General features: G+C 58.7%; 14 protein-coding genes and 2 pseudogenes. 5 read left to right on the forward strand and 11 right to left on the reverse strand.

Translation table 11 applies throughout. From position 1 onward, the window contains the following. The 6 genes and pseudogenes from PMI29_RS32065 to PMI29_RS07940 all read right to left on the reverse strand — a co-directional run. Positions 1–114: pseudogene (locus tag PMI29_RS32065) on the reverse strand (electron transfer flavoprotein subunit alpha/FixB family protein); the annotation flags it as partial. Then, entirely contained in the window at positions 115–864 is a 750-nt protein-coding gene (locus tag PMI29_RS07960) for an electron transfer flavoprotein subunit beta/FixA family protein (protein WP_008001335.1), read from the reverse strand. A 37-nt stretch (positions 865–901) separates the two neighbouring features. Further along, on the reverse strand, positions 902–2,104 hold the full coding sequence (locus tag PMI29_RS07955) for a CaiB/BaiF CoA transferase family protein (RefSeq protein WP_008001337.1): 1,203 nt from the start codon (positions 2,102–2,104) through the stop codon (positions 902–904). Between the two features lie 18 nt (positions 2,105–2,122). Beyond that, the gene (locus PMI29_RS07950) at positions 2,123–3,286 is read right to left on the reverse strand and encodes an acyl-CoA dehydrogenase family protein (RefSeq protein ID WP_008001339.1); all 1,164 of its coding nucleotides are present in this window, start codon (positions 3,284–3,286) and stop codon (positions 2,123–2,125) included. Positions 3,287–3,351: 65 nt separating this feature from the next. Continuing rightward, the gene (locus PMI29_RS07945; RefSeq protein ID WP_007896341.1) at positions 3,352–3,948 is read right to left on the reverse strand and encodes a thiamine pyrophosphate-dependent enzyme; all 597 of its coding nucleotides are present in this window, start codon (positions 3,946–3,948) and stop codon (positions 3,352–3,354) included. Next, a complete protein-coding gene (locus PMI29_RS07940; RefSeq protein ID WP_008001340.1) occupies positions 3,936–4,475 on the reverse strand; it encodes a thiamine pyrophosphate-binding protein in 540 nt (179 codons plus the stop codon). Before PMI29_RS07940 ends, PMI29_RS07945 begins: the two co-directional genes overlap by 13 nt. 566 nt (positions 4,476–5,041) lie before the next feature. Here PMI29_RS07940 and PMI29_RS07935 point away from each other — a divergent pair. Continuing rightward, entirely contained in the window at positions 5,042–6,346 is a 1,305-nt protein-coding gene (locus tag PMI29_RS07935) for a dicarboxylate/amino acid:cation symporter (RefSeq protein WP_008001344.1), read from the forward strand. A 57-nt stretch (positions 6,347–6,403) separates the two neighbouring features. Here PMI29_RS07935 and PMI29_RS07930 read toward each other — a convergent pair whose 3' ends face one another. Genes PMI29_RS07930 through PMI29_RS07915 form a run of 4 tightly spaced genes read right to left on the reverse strand, consistent with a single transcriptional unit; the run spans position 6,404 to position 9,580 of the window. Continuing rightward, positions 6,404–7,618: a pyridoxal phosphate-dependent aminotransferase gene (locus PMI29_RS07930; RefSeq protein WP_008001347.1), complete on the reverse strand. Its 1,215-nt coding sequence runs from the start codon at positions 7,616–7,618 to the stop codon at positions 6,404–6,406. Beyond that, on the reverse strand, positions 7,615–8,253 hold the full coding sequence (locus PMI29_RS07925) for an RraA family protein (RefSeq protein ID WP_008001349.1): 639 nt from the start codon (positions 8,251–8,253) through the stop codon (positions 7,615–7,617). Before PMI29_RS07925 ends, PMI29_RS07930 begins: the two co-directional genes overlap by 4 nt. Further along, the gene (locus PMI29_RS07920) at positions 8,253–8,915 is read right to left on the reverse strand and encodes an RraA family protein (RefSeq protein WP_008001350.1); all 663 of its coding nucleotides are present in this window, start codon (positions 8,913–8,915) and stop codon (positions 8,253–8,255) included. The genes PMI29_RS07925 and PMI29_RS07920 overlap by 1 nt, the downstream gene beginning before the upstream one ends. Further along, positions 8,915–9,580: an RraA family protein gene (locus PMI29_RS07915; protein WP_008001351.1), complete on the reverse strand. Its 666-nt coding sequence runs from the start codon at positions 9,578–9,580 to the stop codon at positions 8,915–8,917. The genes PMI29_RS07920 and PMI29_RS07915 overlap by 1 nt, the downstream gene beginning before the upstream one ends. A 105-nt stretch (positions 9,581–9,685) precedes the next feature. On the opposite strand from PMI29_RS07915, the gene PMI29_RS07910 reads away from it, so the two are divergent. Together PMI29_RS07910 and PMI29_RS07905 are read left to right on the forward strand one after the other, a co-directional pair. Next, entirely contained in the window at positions 9,686–10,579 is an 894-nt protein-coding gene (locus PMI29_RS07910; RefSeq protein WP_008001353.1) for a LysR family transcriptional regulator, read from the forward strand. 159 nt (positions 10,580–10,738) lie between these two features. Then, entirely contained in the window at positions 10,739–11,572 is an 834-nt protein-coding gene (locus PMI29_RS07905) for an alpha/beta fold hydrolase (RefSeq protein ID WP_033052588.1), read from the forward strand. A gap of 77 nt (positions 11,573–11,649) precedes the next feature. Here PMI29_RS07905 and PMI29_RS07900 read toward each other — a convergent pair whose 3' ends face one another. Continuing rightward, a complete protein-coding gene (locus tag PMI29_RS07900; RefSeq protein WP_008001357.1) occupies positions 11,650–13,026 on the reverse strand; it encodes an MFS family transporter in 1,377 nt (458 codons plus the stop codon). A gap of 478 nt (positions 13,027–13,504) precedes the next feature. Here PMI29_RS07900 and PMI29_RS07895 point away from each other — a divergent pair, with 478 nt between their 5' ends. Next, complete coding sequence (locus tag PMI29_RS07895; RefSeq protein ID WP_008001360.1) at positions 13,505–14,446, forward strand: LysR family transcriptional regulator; 942 nt, start codon at positions 13,505–13,507, stop codon at positions 14,444–14,446. Positions 14,447–14,506: 60 nt separating this feature from the next. After that, positions 14,507–14,644, forward strand: a pseudogene (locus tag PMI29_RS32070) (MFS transporter); the annotation flags it as partial. Positions 14,645–14,673 lie beyond the last annotated feature (29 nt).

Raw genomic sequence — 14,673 nt, forward strand, 5'->3', positions numbered from 1 at the left:
GTGGATGTCACCGCTGATTTTAGCGGCAGCCGCCACGGTGTTCAGCGTGGCTGGGGCAAGCACTTTGTTGTCCTGCTTATCATTTGAATAGTCAGCAATCACCAGGATCGTCATTCAGATCACCTTCGCTTCGTTTTTCAGTTTCTCGACCAGTTCAGCCACCGACTTGACCTTGATACCCGCGCTGCGTGCAGCCGGCGCCTCGACTTTCAGGGTTGTGTTGGTGGAGGCGGTGGAAACGCCCAAAGCGTCCGCAGTCACTACTTCCAGAGGCTTCTTCTTGGCTTTCATGATGTTTGGCAGAGACGCGTAGCGCGGCTCGTTCAAACGCAGGTCGGTGGTGACGATGGCCGGCAGCTTCAGGGAAACGGTCTGCGCGCCGCCGTCGATTTCGCGGGTTACAGCTACGCTGTCGCCGCTGATTTCGACTTTCGAGGCGAACGTGCCCTGACCGTAGCCGCTCAAGGCAGCGAGCATCTGGCCAGTCTGGTTGTTGTCGCTGTCGATGGCTTGTTTGCCGAGGATCACCAACCGAGGCTGTTCCTTGTCGACAACAGCCTTGAGTAGCTTGGCAACCGCCAGGGACGTCAGATCTTCAGCGGATTCGACGAGGATGGCGCGGTCGGCACCCAGAGCCAGCGCGGTGCGCAGTTGCTCTTGAGCAGTGGACGGGCCAATCGAAACCACGACGATTTCGCTCGCTATACCCTTCTCCTTCAGGCGTACGGCTTCTTCCACTGCGATTTCGCAGAACGGGTTCATCGACATCTTCACGTTGGCGAGGTCGACGCCGGAATTTTCCGTGTTGACGCGAACTTTCACGTTGTAATCGACCACGCGTTTCACAGCTACCAGGATCTTCATGGGGCAGTGTTCACTCGAAAATAGTTGTTCGTTGCAGTCAGATGGCCCCGGCGGCACGCAGTTCTTCAATGCGCTCCGTCCCCAGCCCCAATTCCTTGAGTAGCTGTTCGGTGTGTTGGCCCAGGCCCGGCACGGCATCCATACGAGGCTCGAATGCACTGTTGCTACCGGGCGGGATCAGGCTCGGAATGGGGCCGGCGGAGGTTTCGACTTCTCGCCAACGGTCACGGGCCTGAAGTTGCGGATGGTCCCAGACACCTTGCATATCGTTCACCCGAGCGTTAGCGATTTGCGCATGTTCCAGGCGATCTATCACCGCATCGAAGTTGAGCGTGGAGAACGATTCAATGATCAGTTCCCGTAGCGCATTACGGTTCTCAACACGTTTGAAGTTGGCCGAGAAACGCGGGTCCTTGGCCAGTTCAGGCGCAAGCAGCACCTTCTCGCAAAACAGCTGCCATTCACGCTCGTTCTGTAAGCCCAGCATCACGGTGGTGCCGTCACCAATGGGGAAGGGGCCATAGGGATAAATGGTGGCGTGCGCGGCACCAGCGCGAGGTGGCGGCGGTGCGCCGTTGTAGGCGTAGTACATCGGATAGTTCATCCACTCGACCAGGCTTTCCAGCATCGACACATCAAGGTGACTGCCTTCACCGGTACGTTCGCGCAACAGCAGGGCAGACAGAATCCCGGTGTAGGCGTACATGCCGGCCGCGATGTCGGCGATCGAGCAACCAGCCTTGGCCATTTCTTCATCGCCGGGGCCGCCGGTGACCGACAGGAAGCCGCCTTCACTCTGGATCAACAGGTCGTAGGCTTTTTTCTTTTCGTAGGGACCACCGGCGCCATAGCCTGAAATGTCGCAGACGATCAGGCGCGGAAATCGCTGGTGCAACACCTCAAATGACAGTCCCATTCGCGCAGCCGCACCGGGTGCCAGGTTCTGCACCAGCACATCGGCGGTGGCCAGCAAACTGTCCAGCACGTCGGTGGCTGAATCTTGCTTCAGGTCGAGGGTCAGGCTTTCTTTCGAACGGTTGGTCCAGACAAAGTGTGAGGCAAGACCGTTGACGCGTTGGTCGTAGCCCCGGGCGAAATCGCCTGTGCCTGGACGTTCGACCTTGATCACCCGGGCGCCGAGGTCGGCCAGTTGTCGGGTGCAGAAGGGCGCAGCAATAGCGTGCTCAAGGCTGACGACAGTAATGCCATCGAGCGGCCGGAGACCTTTGGGCTGGCTCATGATTTTTCTCTCTTGTTGTTAGAAAGAGCGCGGCAGTTCGAGCAGGTGTTCTGCAACGTAGGACAAGATCAGGTTGGTAGAGATTGGCGCTACCTGATACAGACGGGTTTCGCGGAATTTGCGCTCGACGTCGTATTCGCAGGCAAAGCCGAATCCGCCGTGGGTCTGCAAGCAGGCGTTAGCCGCCTCCCAGGACGCTTTTGCTGCCAGGTACTTGGCCATGTTGGCGCTGGCTCCGGCGTTGATGCCGCTGTCGTATTCTTCGCAGGCACGCCAGCGCATCAGGTCAGCCGCTTCGATTTCGATGTGGGCTTCGGCGATGGGGAACTGCACGCCCTGGTTCTGCCCGATCGGGCGTCCGAACACCACACGATCACGGGCGTAGGCACTGGCTTTTTCGATAAACCAGCGACCGTCGCCGATGCACTCGGCGGCGATCAGGGTGCGTTCGGCATTCAGGCCGTCGAGGATGTACCGGAAACCTTTGCCTTCCTCGCCAATCAGGCTGTCCGCGGGGATTTCCAGGTTGTCGAAGAACAACTCGTTGGTCTCGTGATTGACCATGTTGGCGATCGGCTGCACGGTCATGCCGTTACCGATGGCCTCGCGCAGGTCGACCAGAAAGATCGACATGCCTTCGGACTTCTTCTTCACCTCGGCCAAGGGCGTAGTGCGCGCCAGCAGGATCATCAGGTCGGAATGCTGGATTCGTGAGATCCACACCTTCTGCCCGTTGATCACGTACTTGTCGCCTTTGCGTACGGCGGTGGTCTTTATCTTGGTGGTGTCGGTGCCGGTGGTGGGCTCGGTCACGCCCATCGATTGCAAGCGCAGTTCACCGTTGGCCAGTTTCGGCAGGTAATTGCTTTTCTGCGCTTCGCTGCCGTGTCGCAGCAGGGTGAACATGTTGTACATCTGCCCGTGCACGGTGCCGGAATTGCCGCCACAGCGGTTCACTTCTTCGAGGATTACCGACGCTTCGGCCAGCCCGAGTCCGGAGCCGCCATATTCGACAGGAATCATCGCTGCCAACCAGCCGGCGTCGGTCAGGGCCTTGACGAAGGTTTCCGGAAAACCTTTTTCTTCGTCGACTTTGCGCCAGTAAGCGGCATCGAATTCGGCGCACAGGGCGCGTACGCCCTCGCGGATGGCATTGAGTTCTTCAGAGTTGCGGTCAGTCATTATTATTCTCCTCAACGCGTCACGCATGGCGTGTGCCCTGCGTGACGGGGGCGGGTTTGGCGCAATCAGATCGGGTTGAAACCCAATGCCGCACGGAAGCGATTCTTGATGTAGTGACCGTCACGCGGTGGCAGTACACGAGGCGGGTTTTCCGCTTTGATCTTGATCGTTGCGAGCTTGACGCCATCGCGGGTGGCGAAGCGTTCGCGCAGGTTGTGTACGCCTTCCATGTCGCGAATTTCGTCTGTCCAGCTGAAGCCGCAGGTCTTTGCCACCTGGTCCAGGGAAATACCGAAACCGGCGTGGCTGACTTGCATGCCGGTTTCACCGAAGTGACCGTTATCCAGAACCGCGATGGTCAGGTTGGCGGGCTTCTGCAGCGCCACCGTGGCGAGGGCGCCAAACCCCATGAGCAATTCACCGTCACCGGTAACCACCACCACCGACTTGTCCGGCTGGGCATTGGCCAGACCCAGGCCCACAGTGATTGCGCTGCCCATGGCAGCCCACAGGTAATAATTCAGATCATTGTCACCGGCCGCCATGACGTCATAGGACGCCGAACCCAATCCAGTCACGACCAGCACGTCTTTGCGGTCGGCCAGCAAGGCCTTGACCACTTCACGGCGGCACAGGGTGTGGTTTGCGCTTACTTGACCCATTTCTTTTCTCCAATCAGTCGCTGGCCGAGCAGCAAGGCAGTGGCGGAATCACCGTTGAAGGCCATGGTCGCGGCACCGTGCAGCAGTGGGGCGACATCTGTAGGCACGTCCGCACGCCAGGTCATGACTTTCATCAAGTTCAGGGAGGCTTCGGTGGCCTGGCCCATCGGGTTCTGCCAGGCGTTGAATTCGGCCCAATCGCCACGCATGGTGACCACCATCAACAGCGGGAAACCGGCACACACCTGAAGTGCCAGGGTGTTGATGCAGTTACCGACACCGCTGGACTGCATCAAGAGGGCGCCACGCTCACCGCCAAGCCAGGCGCCGGCGAGGTAGCCAATGCCTTCTTCTTCGGTGGTAAGGACGACGGCCTTGATGTCCGGGTCGGCATACGACATGCGGATGGCCGCCGAGTGACCTGCATCCGGTACGAAGACCACGTGTTTGACGTCGTGGGCCTTGAGCACGCGGAACACGTCCTCCTGCCAATCCTGCCCCACGGTTTGTTCAGCTTCTGTTGACATGCCTATCTCCCAAGCAGTGCTGCTTTTGTGTTTTCACTCATTCTGGGAGCGCTGGAGGAGAACGACGACTACCGTTTTTGTCTTTGAGATATGCCCGTTTTGTATAGCTGGGCGGCGAACGCGTTGCGCTGCGGTAAGCGGCGATAACCGAGAATTATGGGAAGGGAGAAACCGAGAACTTGCCGTTCGCGAAAGCGCTGAGCTTGAGCACGCCGCCATAGCAATTGGGCATATCTGGTAGAGCGCGATCGGCTCTTATTGGGGGAGGAGGACTAGCGTAGTTTTCCGGCTACGTCGTTACAGCGCGTAACCGACGCAACCACAACTATAAGATCCGAGGGTTGCACCTATGTTTGACAGCCTCCTGCAGTTGGCTTGCCCCGTCCTGTCCTCTGTCCATGACCTGTTCCGCCTGCATCCATCCTCGAGTTGCCGTTACTGGCACTTTGCACTTGCCTTTTTCATTCCGTAGCGCTGCGGCTGACCTTGCGCTTTTCAACGCTATCGCGTGATCACGCGGGCGTTTGCCCAGGCTACTTTCCAGAAAATACGACAACAGGTGCGTTATGAAAAACAGGCTACCGGCTGCGGCAGGCATTCTGATCGCCATGCTGCTGGGGATCCTTATCGGCTACATGATTTTCCTGAATTTCCCAGACAAAGCGGTGGCGACCCGAGTTGCCGGTTACATCTCGATCATCTCCGACATTTTTCTACGCCTGATCAAAATGCTCATCGGCCCCTTGGTGTTTTCGACGCTGGTGGTGGGCATCGCCCACATGGGCGACGCGAGCGCGGTGGGCCGGGTCTTTTGCAAGGCGCTAGGCTGGTTCGTCACCGCGTCGTTGATTTCGCTGTCGGTGGGATTGGTGATGGCCAACCTGCTGCAACCCGGGCAATACCTGGGCTTGCCATTGCCGGAGGTGACCAGTGCGACCAACCTGCAAACATCGGTGTTCACCCTGAAGGATTTCGCGACGCATTTGGTGCCCAGGTCATTCGCGGAGGCCATGGCCACAAACGAAATTCTGCAGATCGTGGTGTTTTCGCTGTTTTTCGGTGTGGCGTTGGCTTCTCTGGGCAAGAAGGCCCACGGGCTGATCAATGTTATCGAGGAGCTGTCCCAGGCGATGTTGAAAGTCACTGGTTATGTGATGAAACTCGCACCGCTGGCAGTGATGGCAGCCATGGCCGCGACCGTGGCGGTCAACGGACTCTACATTCTGGTGAAGTTCGCGGTTTTCATGCGCGACTTCTATTTTGGTCTGATCGTACTCTGGGCGATGTTGATTTTTGCCGGCTGGATGTTCCTGGGGCGGCGCGTATTCAAACTGGTGGTGCTGATCAGGGAGGCGTTCCTCCTGTCTTTCGCCACGGCCAGTTCCGAGTCGGCTTACCCGAAGATTCTTCATGCGCTGGATCGTTTCGGGGTCAGGCGCAGGATTTCCAGTTTCGTCATGCCTATGGGGTATTCCTTCAACCTCGATGGTTCGATGATGTACTGCACGTTTGCAGTGCTGTTCATCGCTCAGGCGTATGGCATCGAGATGTCCATCGGCACGCAGATCACCATGCTGTTGACGTTGATGCTGACCTCCAAAGGCATGGCCGGCGTGCCCCGTGCTTCATTGGTGGTTATTGCCGCGACGCTGACCCAGTTCGATATTCCTGAAGCCGGTTTGCTGCTGATTCTTGGGATCGACACGTTCCTCGATATGGGCCGTTCGGCGACCAACGCGGTGGGCAACTCTATTGCAACGGCAGTGGTGGCCAAGTGGGAGGGTGAGTTGGTGAGTGAGGATGAGGCCGAGCGAGACGCCGCCGCGCTGGACGCTTCGGGTGGCGTGGAGGATAAACCGTTGACTGTCTGACCTGTGTCGGGAAAAACGAAACCCGGCGATGGCCGGGTTCGTTCAAACACATTTGGGTTAACGCAGGGCGCTACAGAATGCGTGTATGGCCTCACAAGCCTTGCGCAATGAAGCGTCATCCAGGGCGTAGGCAATGCGAATGTAGGGGCCGAGGCCAAAAGCGCTGCCATGCACGACTGCCACATTCGCTTCGTCGAGCAGTGCATGGGCTACATCTTCGTCAGTGCGCAGCACTCGACCGCCCGCCGAGGTACGACCGATCAGCCCCGCACAGGAAGCGAACGCGTAAAACGCCCCCGCTGGGCGGACGCATTCAAGACCTGGTGTGGCGTTCAAAAGCTCCACCATCAAATCGCGACGCCCCTGGAACGCGGCGCGGCTTTCGCGGATGAAGTCCTTGGGCCCTTCCAGCGCGGCGAGTGCGGCCTGTTGCGAAATCGAGCTTGCCCCCGAGGTTTGCTGACCTTGCAGTTTTTCCATGGCCTCCAGCAGCCAGCGTGGCCCTGTGGCAAAACCGATGCGCCAGCCGGTCATGGCGTAGGCCTTGGAAACGCCGTTCATGGTCAGGGTACGCGCCACCAGTCGTGGTTCAACCTGGGCCAGGGTATGGAACGCTTGATCGTCGAAGATCAGGTGTTCGTAGATGTCATCGGCCAGAATCAACACATGAGGATGCGCCAACAACACCTGCGCCAAGGCGTGAAGCTCCTTCCGGCTGTACACTGCGCCCGTCGGGTTGGACGGCGAGTTGAGGATTAGCCAGCGGGTCTGCGGCGTGATCGCCGCAGTCAGTGCCGCGGGCGTCAGCTTGAATCCGGTAGCGGCATCGCAAGTGACGATTTTGCTTTCACCGCCGCACAGTTGAACCATCTCCGGGTAACTGACCCAGTACGGCGCCGGCACGATGACTTCGTCACCCTCATTGAGGGTCGCGGCCAAGGCGTTGTAGATCACCTGCTTGCCACCGTTGCAGACGAGGGTGTCTTGCCAGGTAACGTCCAGGCCGTTCTCACGGCGGAACTTGGCGGCCACCGCTTCTCGCAGTGAACATACTCCGGCGACCTGGGTGTAGCGGGTGTGGCCGTGTTCAATGGCGTGAATGGCGGCCTCCCGTACGTGTTTGGGCGTATCGAAATCAGGCTCGCCGGCGCACAGCGAAATGATCTGCGCACCTTGCGCCCGACGTTCTGCAACGCGGTCCATGATGCGATAGGTCGCTGACGGCTGCGCGCTGGCCAGGCGTTGGTTCAGGCGCTGTATATCGGTGCTCATGCGCGGGTTCTCCACTCAGTCAGGTTCATCAGCTCCAGGGTCGAGCGGCCTTCGGTCAACGCCTGCATCATCTGCGCTTCCTTGCCCGCGCGCGCTTCGCCTTCGGCCAGGGTACGTGCCGCATCCGCCTTGGGAATGATGATCACGCCGTCATCGTCGGCCACCACCCAGTCACCCTGAGCCACCAAAGCACCGTTGAAATTGAATGGTTGCCCCACCGAAGGCGCACTGGCCTTGACCGTACCTTTCACCGAGATGCCGCGAGCAAACACCGGGAACTGGCGTTTCTTCAGTGCAGCAATATCGCGTACGCCACCATCGATCACTAGCCCGACCACGCCAGCGGCTTCGGCCGCCACGGTCAACACTTCGCCCCAGTAACCGGCGATGAAGCCACCCGTACCCACGACCAGCACACTGCCACGTGGCACACGCTCCATGGCCAGGTGCAGGGCGAGGTTGTCGCCGGGCGAGCATTCCAGCGGGTAGGCGGGGGCGCAGATGAAGGCACCATCCCAGATCGGGCGGATCGCACTGTCGACCGCGCAAGGTAGATGGGATGCTTCATACAGCGTCGAACTGCCCAGCAATTTTGCCCGTGCGTGAAAATCCAGGGGGAGCGGGAGCGCGGTCATCAGACTTTCCTCTGCAGGCTGTGGTAACCCAGTGCGGCCCGGGCTTCTTTAAGGGTTTTGCCTTGAGTGATCAGGGCGCGAATGTCGGCTTCGATCGATTCGATCTGACGGGCACACGCCGCCACTTCAGCCGCACGAGCGCGGGGGACAACCACCACGCCGTTGGCGTCGGCGACCACAATGTCGCGGGCACACACTCGGGCGGTACCGATGGACACCGGCTGGTTGACCGACTGAACCTGTACGCGGTCCTTGCCGGTGCGCATGAAACGGCCTTTGCTGAAGATCGGGTAGCCATCGCCCAGTGCTTTTTTCACGTCACGGCAAACACCGTCGATGACCGTGGCAGCAATCTGCCGAGTGCCGGCGTACTGGGTCATGATGTCGCCCCAAACCGTGCAGTCGGTGCGGCCGCCGTTGTCGATGACCACCACGTCGCCAGGCGCCACGTCTTCGATGAAGTCGCCCACGGTGCCCGGAGGTACGCTGGCCGAGACGTATTGCACGGTAAACGCCGGACCGACGATGACCTTGCTGTAATTGTCCAACGGTGCCACGCCGAGGCATTGACCAGGCAGGCCGAGTTTGTCCATTGCGTCAGACACGCCCGGGGTGTCCAGGCCTTCAAACAAGGCGACCAGTTCTTTGTCTTCGATATTCATCAGGCGTGCTCCACGTGGATCGCTTCGAATTGGGTGTCATGCATCACTTCGGCGACCGAGCGACCGCTGCGGACAGCCTCGACCATGCCGTCCTGGCGGCGGGCGATGCGCTCACCAAGGTCGACCACTTTCTCGATATAGGCGGTGGGCACGAACACGGTGCCGCAGGTATCGGCGATGACATAATCGTTCTCGCTGACATCGACGCCGGCCATGTTGATGGTCACGGCGGCATCGATCTGCACCACCCGATTGCGGGCACTGATCATGGTCACGCCACGGCCATAAACCGGGTAGCCAATCGACTCGCTGCCGTCGATGTCGCGACTGAAACCGTCGATTACCGTGCCGCGCACTTTCTTGCCGACTGCTGCATTGGCGAGGATATCGCCCCAGCAGGAGATGCCCTCGATGCCGCCGGCGATCACCAGCACACGATCGTCACTGTCGATCTGTTCCACCACGGGGGTAATCAGGTGCACAGTGGAGACATTGTCGGTTTTAGGAGCCAGCAGCACGGTGCTGGCGCGACCGACAATCTTTGGGCAGTTCCACAACGGGCGTAGCCCAACGGTGGCACCCGGCAGGCCGAGGAAGTCGAGCGCATCGGAAACCGTGTTGGTATCCAGCGCCGCCAAGCGATCCAGCAAACTCTTATAGGTCATGGGGAAGCCCCTGTGGTGACGGAGGCGCCCAGTGTCGACGAGGCAATTTGATAGGTATATTACTAATCACAGAAGCGTTAGATACGCTAAACCTATGGAATAATCATGATCAATTTCCGTCTGATCCGTCACCTCTGGCTGTTCCTGGCCGTCGCCGAAGAACAGAATTTCGGTCGCGCGGCCAAGCGATTGGGCATGTCCCAGCCACCGCTGAGCGAGCAGATCCAGGTGCTGGAGCAGGCGCTCAAGGTCAAGCTGTTCGACCGTTCGCGACGCGGTGCGAAGCTGACCCCGGTGGGGGCGGCGATTCTGCCGGCGGTGCGCAAGTTCGCTGACCAACTGGAACGTCTGGAACTCGCCGTGGAGGAGGCGGTGGCGGGGCAGTCGGGGATGTTGACCATCGGCGCGATTTCTACGGCCATGTTTGATGTCTTGCCGGGTTTGATCGAGCAATTGAAAAGTGATTACCCGCACCTCACTGTGTCCGTGCGGGAGATTGACAGCGTCGAAGCCGTGCCTGCGCTGGAGGCAGGGGACATTGATTTGGCCTTTGCCCGGCTGGACGGTGATCTTGGGAGTTCAATCAGTTCACTGCCGCTCTTGGAAGATCGCCTGATGGTGGCGCTGCCCAGTGACCACCCCTTGGCTTCGCGCACACGAATCAGTCTGTCCAGTCTGTCCAACGAACCCTTGGTGATGTTTTCCCGAAAAGTCAGCCCGGTGTACTTCGACAACCTGATCGCAACCTGCCGGGCCAGCGGCTTTTCCCCTAGGGTGCTGCATGAAGTGCGTTCCGTCGCTTCGCAAATCGCCTTTGTCAGCTATGGCCAAGGCATCGCACTGGTGCCGGCGTCATTGAAAAAACTGGCGCCGGACAACGTGGTGTTTCGAGCGCTGAGCCAGAAGCTCAATGTCGTGACGACCGCGGTGGCCTGGAATGCAGATCGGCCCAATCCGGTGGTGGAGGACGTCGTTGCCAGGTTCCGGGCCAAGGTATGAGTTGACCAAGGATTGTGCGCGAACATCGGTTGATAGGTTTGGCGTATGAAAGCCTTACCGAATCAGGAATTTACAGAACACTCGATTCCCTTGAAATTGCGAGCCTGGCTGCCGGCAACCCAGGTTCGGCGCTACCTTTTCGCTCAAGGAGTCAACAACGTGCCCTCACCAGAAACGTTCACTCACGTGCAACTCCCCCTGACGGTAGAGGGTGTCCAACTGAACGTGGCCGCCCTCCATCGCGACGGCGTCCTGGCGCCGATTGTGTTCTTGCATGGTTTTGGTTCGACCAAGGAGGACTATGCCGACATCGTGCAGCAGCCCGCATTCGCCGGTCGCCCTTTCGTGGCTTACGACGCACCAGGTTGCGGCGAAAGTCAATGCAGTGATCTTTCCAGGATTTCCATTCCCTTTCTGCTGCAGACTGCGTTGCAGGTGCTCGAGCATTTTGGCATCGAGCGCTTCCATCTGGTCGGCCACTCCATGGGTGGGCTGACCGCGCTGATGCTGGCCCATCAGTTCCCGAGCCGGGTGCTCAGCTTCGTCGATATCGAGGGCAATATCGCCCCGGAAGACTGCTTCCTCAGCCGGCAGATCGTCGACTATCCGAGCAACGACCCGGAGGCGTTTTTCGCCGCCTTCATCGAACGTGCCCGGCATGCCCCAGCCTATGCAAGTGCGCTCTATTCCGCGAGTTTGCGGCACAAGGTGCGTGCCGGTGCGGTGCGAGGGATTTTCCAGTCGATGGTCGACCTCTCCGATAACGCCGATCTGATGGGAAAATTCCTCGGCTTGAAATGCCCGCGAATGTTCATGTACGGCGAACAGAACGCATCACTGTCTTATCTGCCGCATATCCAGGCCGAAGGTGTCCGGCTGGCGTCCATTCCCGATTGCGGGCATTTCCCGATGTATTCCAATCCCGTCGCGATGTGGCAACAGATCGCCGATTTTCAGGCGAGCAGCCTTACCGGGAGAGTCTGGTCGTCCTGAGGGCTTCCTGCGGTTGCAAAAAAGGGCCCATGCATCTCATGGGTCCTTTTCAATTACCTGCTCTAATCGTCAGTGTTTCAAACGCTCGCAGCGTGCGACTTTGCGCACCCCTTCAAACCGGTGCGCTCTTCGACCTCACCGGAACCGCTGATGTACCCGTAGCGCGACAGGTTCGGCATCAGCATCGCGGCGATGAAAGTGATGGTCACTACGGCTGCGACATAGAAGAAGAAATACTCCTCAATGCCTTGGGACCGGAGTGATAAGGCCACGTACTCAGCGGTGCCGCCGAATGCCGCATTGCCGACGGCGTACGGAAAACCCACGCCCAGCGCACGTACCGCAGGTGGGAACAGCTCAGCTTTGACGATCCCGGCAATCGGCGTGTAGAGCGACGCAATGACCAGGCCGCCAAACACCAGCAGGAACGCTGCAAACGGGCTGCTAACTGACTGCAGCGAATAGAGCAGGGGGATCACCAGCAGCATGGCCAATCCGGAAAACATCAGCATGTGTGCCTTGATCCCGATACGGTCGGCGAGCAAACCAAAGAGCGGTTGGCAGAACATAAAGCCGACCAGGGCCGCGGTCATGATGAAGCTGACCGTTTCCGGGTTGAAACCGGCGGAGATCACCAGAAACTTTTGCATGTAGGTGGTGAAGGTATAGAAATACAGTGAACCGCCGATGGTGAACGCCACCACCAGGGCAACGGCCCGCTTGTGTTTGAACATGCCGCGCAGCGAGCCGGCATCTTTGCGGTTCATGTCTTTCTTGGTGGCGGTTTCATGCATGGCGCGGCGCAGATACACCACCACGATCGAGCTCAGCGCGCCGATGAAGAACGGAATTCTCCAGCCCCATTCGCGCAACTCTTCGCCGGTCAGGGTTTGTTGGAGAATGACTACAGTCATCAAGGCCAACAACTGACCGGCAATGATGGTGAAGTACTGAAACGAGCCATAGAAACAGCGACGGCCCGGTGTCGCGATTTCGCTGATGTAGGTGGCACCGGTCCCGTATTCCGCACCAACGGACAGGCCCTGAATCAGCCTGGCAACCACGAGCAGGATCGGCGCCGCGACGCCGATGGTTGCGTAGGTCGGCATGAGGGCGATCAAAAGCGAGCCGGCGCACATCATGAACACCGAGATGATCATCGAGACCTTGCGACCACGTGTGTCAGCGATCCAGCCGAATATCCAGCCACCGAGCGGGCGCATGAAAAAACCGACGGCGAAGACGCCCGCGGTCGCCAGTAGCTGACTGGTGGTGTCGCCTTTGGGGAAAAACGAAGCGGCAAAGTAGATGGCGGTGTAGGCGTAAATGAAAAAGTCGTACCACTCCACCAGATTGCCCGAGCAGGCACCCATGATGGCTTTGACGCGGTTCGGTGCTCTCATTGGAGCGGCTTCGGCAGCGTGATCTTTGGTGTCTGTGATTGATGCGGACATGTTATTCACCCTTTCTTCAAGGCGAGGGGGGACGAGGAGCGCGACTGACTCGATGGTTTTTTGGGTTTAACGAAAAGGCGTGTACCCGCTCACGGCCGGTTTTCTGAAGAGAAGGGGGGAGGGAGGATGCACGAGCGTGGCGAACTGTATGTGGCCCGGGGAAATCGGTAAGGTCAGGTAAGACGAAGCATTGAACATCATGGCGCGAGCCCTCGAATCTTATTCTTGTAGTGAGTCGAGCGCTCTTTGGCGCCGACGTTGATTGCACGCTACCGCAGAGTCAGGAGGGTAATAAGCCGTCAGGCGGGCCTAACTGATATACCTAAATTCTATAGCTTGGCGTGTAGCCCCAGCGGGCTGGGGCATACAGCCGGCTCGAAAGTCTTGAGGCCTCACGACACGCGGTTTGCGGGGCATTCCAAGGTGCGCAAATGCGATTACACTCACACCACTTTCGACGCATATCGCGCCGAGCCCGATGCTGACTGGCCTGGTAATGGATGTCGTTCAACTCAAAACCCTGATTCATGTGGCCGAGCTGGGCAGTCTCAGCAAGGCCTCCGACCGGCTACACATCGCACAACCGGCACTCAGCCGACAAATTCGATTGTTGGAAAAAGAGCTTGGCACCTACCTGTTTGATCGACATGGGCGAGGCATGGAGATTACCGATGCCGGTCGCGAAGTGCTGGCGCATGCCACCCGCATCATGGAAGAAATGGAGTCCATTCGAAGTTCTGTTGTAGGAGGAAAGACCTCTTTTCGGGGAACGGTCGTTATCGGTACGACGCCGACGGTAGCGGAAATTGTCACAGTCCCTCTGGTGCGCAAGATCAAAGAAGCGCATCCGAATCTCGCTGTCAGGTTTTCCTCGGCCTTCAGCGGCTATCTGCTGGATTGGGTACAGCGAGGCGAATTGGAGCTGGCGATTTCTTACGATCCCCAGCCCCTGCATACGCTGCGTATCGTGCCGGTGATGATGGAAAATCTGCTGTTGGTCGGCCCCGCCAGCGCCAACCTGCGCCTTGATACGCCGGTGTCGTTCGAGTCTTTGGCTGAGCAGCAATTGGTATTGCCAAGTGCTCGACATAGCCTTCGCGTGATTCTGGATGATTGTGCGCGTGAAGTCGGCATCAAGCTGAAGACGAGTGTCGAAGCCGACTCCTTCGGCGCGATGATTGCCTTGGTCTGCAATGGCTTCGGTTTGACCGCTCTGCCTTTGGCATCGATTTACACGCAAATCGAATCTGGCGTGCTCAGTGCCGCACCCTTGGTCGACCCCGTTCCAATGCGCAAATTGGTTCAGGTCTTTCCTGCAGACAGACGGGTCAGTCCGGCTGCCAAATTCGTCGGAGATGTCTTCATCGAGATTGCTGCCGATCTGGTCAGTCGCAAGATTTGGGCCGGGCACATGCTTTGAATTCTCGTTCGATCTGTTAGCCCCTCCGTGTAATAGCTTCTCACCACTGATGACACTGCCTTGAACCATCAAACGCGACTGCCTGGCGTATTCGGCATTTTTATATTGGGGATGCTGCAAGTTCTGGTCTGGGGAGGTTCGTTCTTCCTGATGGCCGTCATGGCCGATCCGATCATGAAAGAGACCGGCTGGGCCAGCCCGATAACCTCGATGTCGAATCGATAGGG

Source organism: Pseudomonas sp. GM49 (genome assembly GCF_000282355.1).
Taxonomy (GTDB): Bacteria; Pseudomonadota; Gammaproteobacteria; order Pseudomonadales; family Pseudomonadaceae; genus Aquipseudomonas.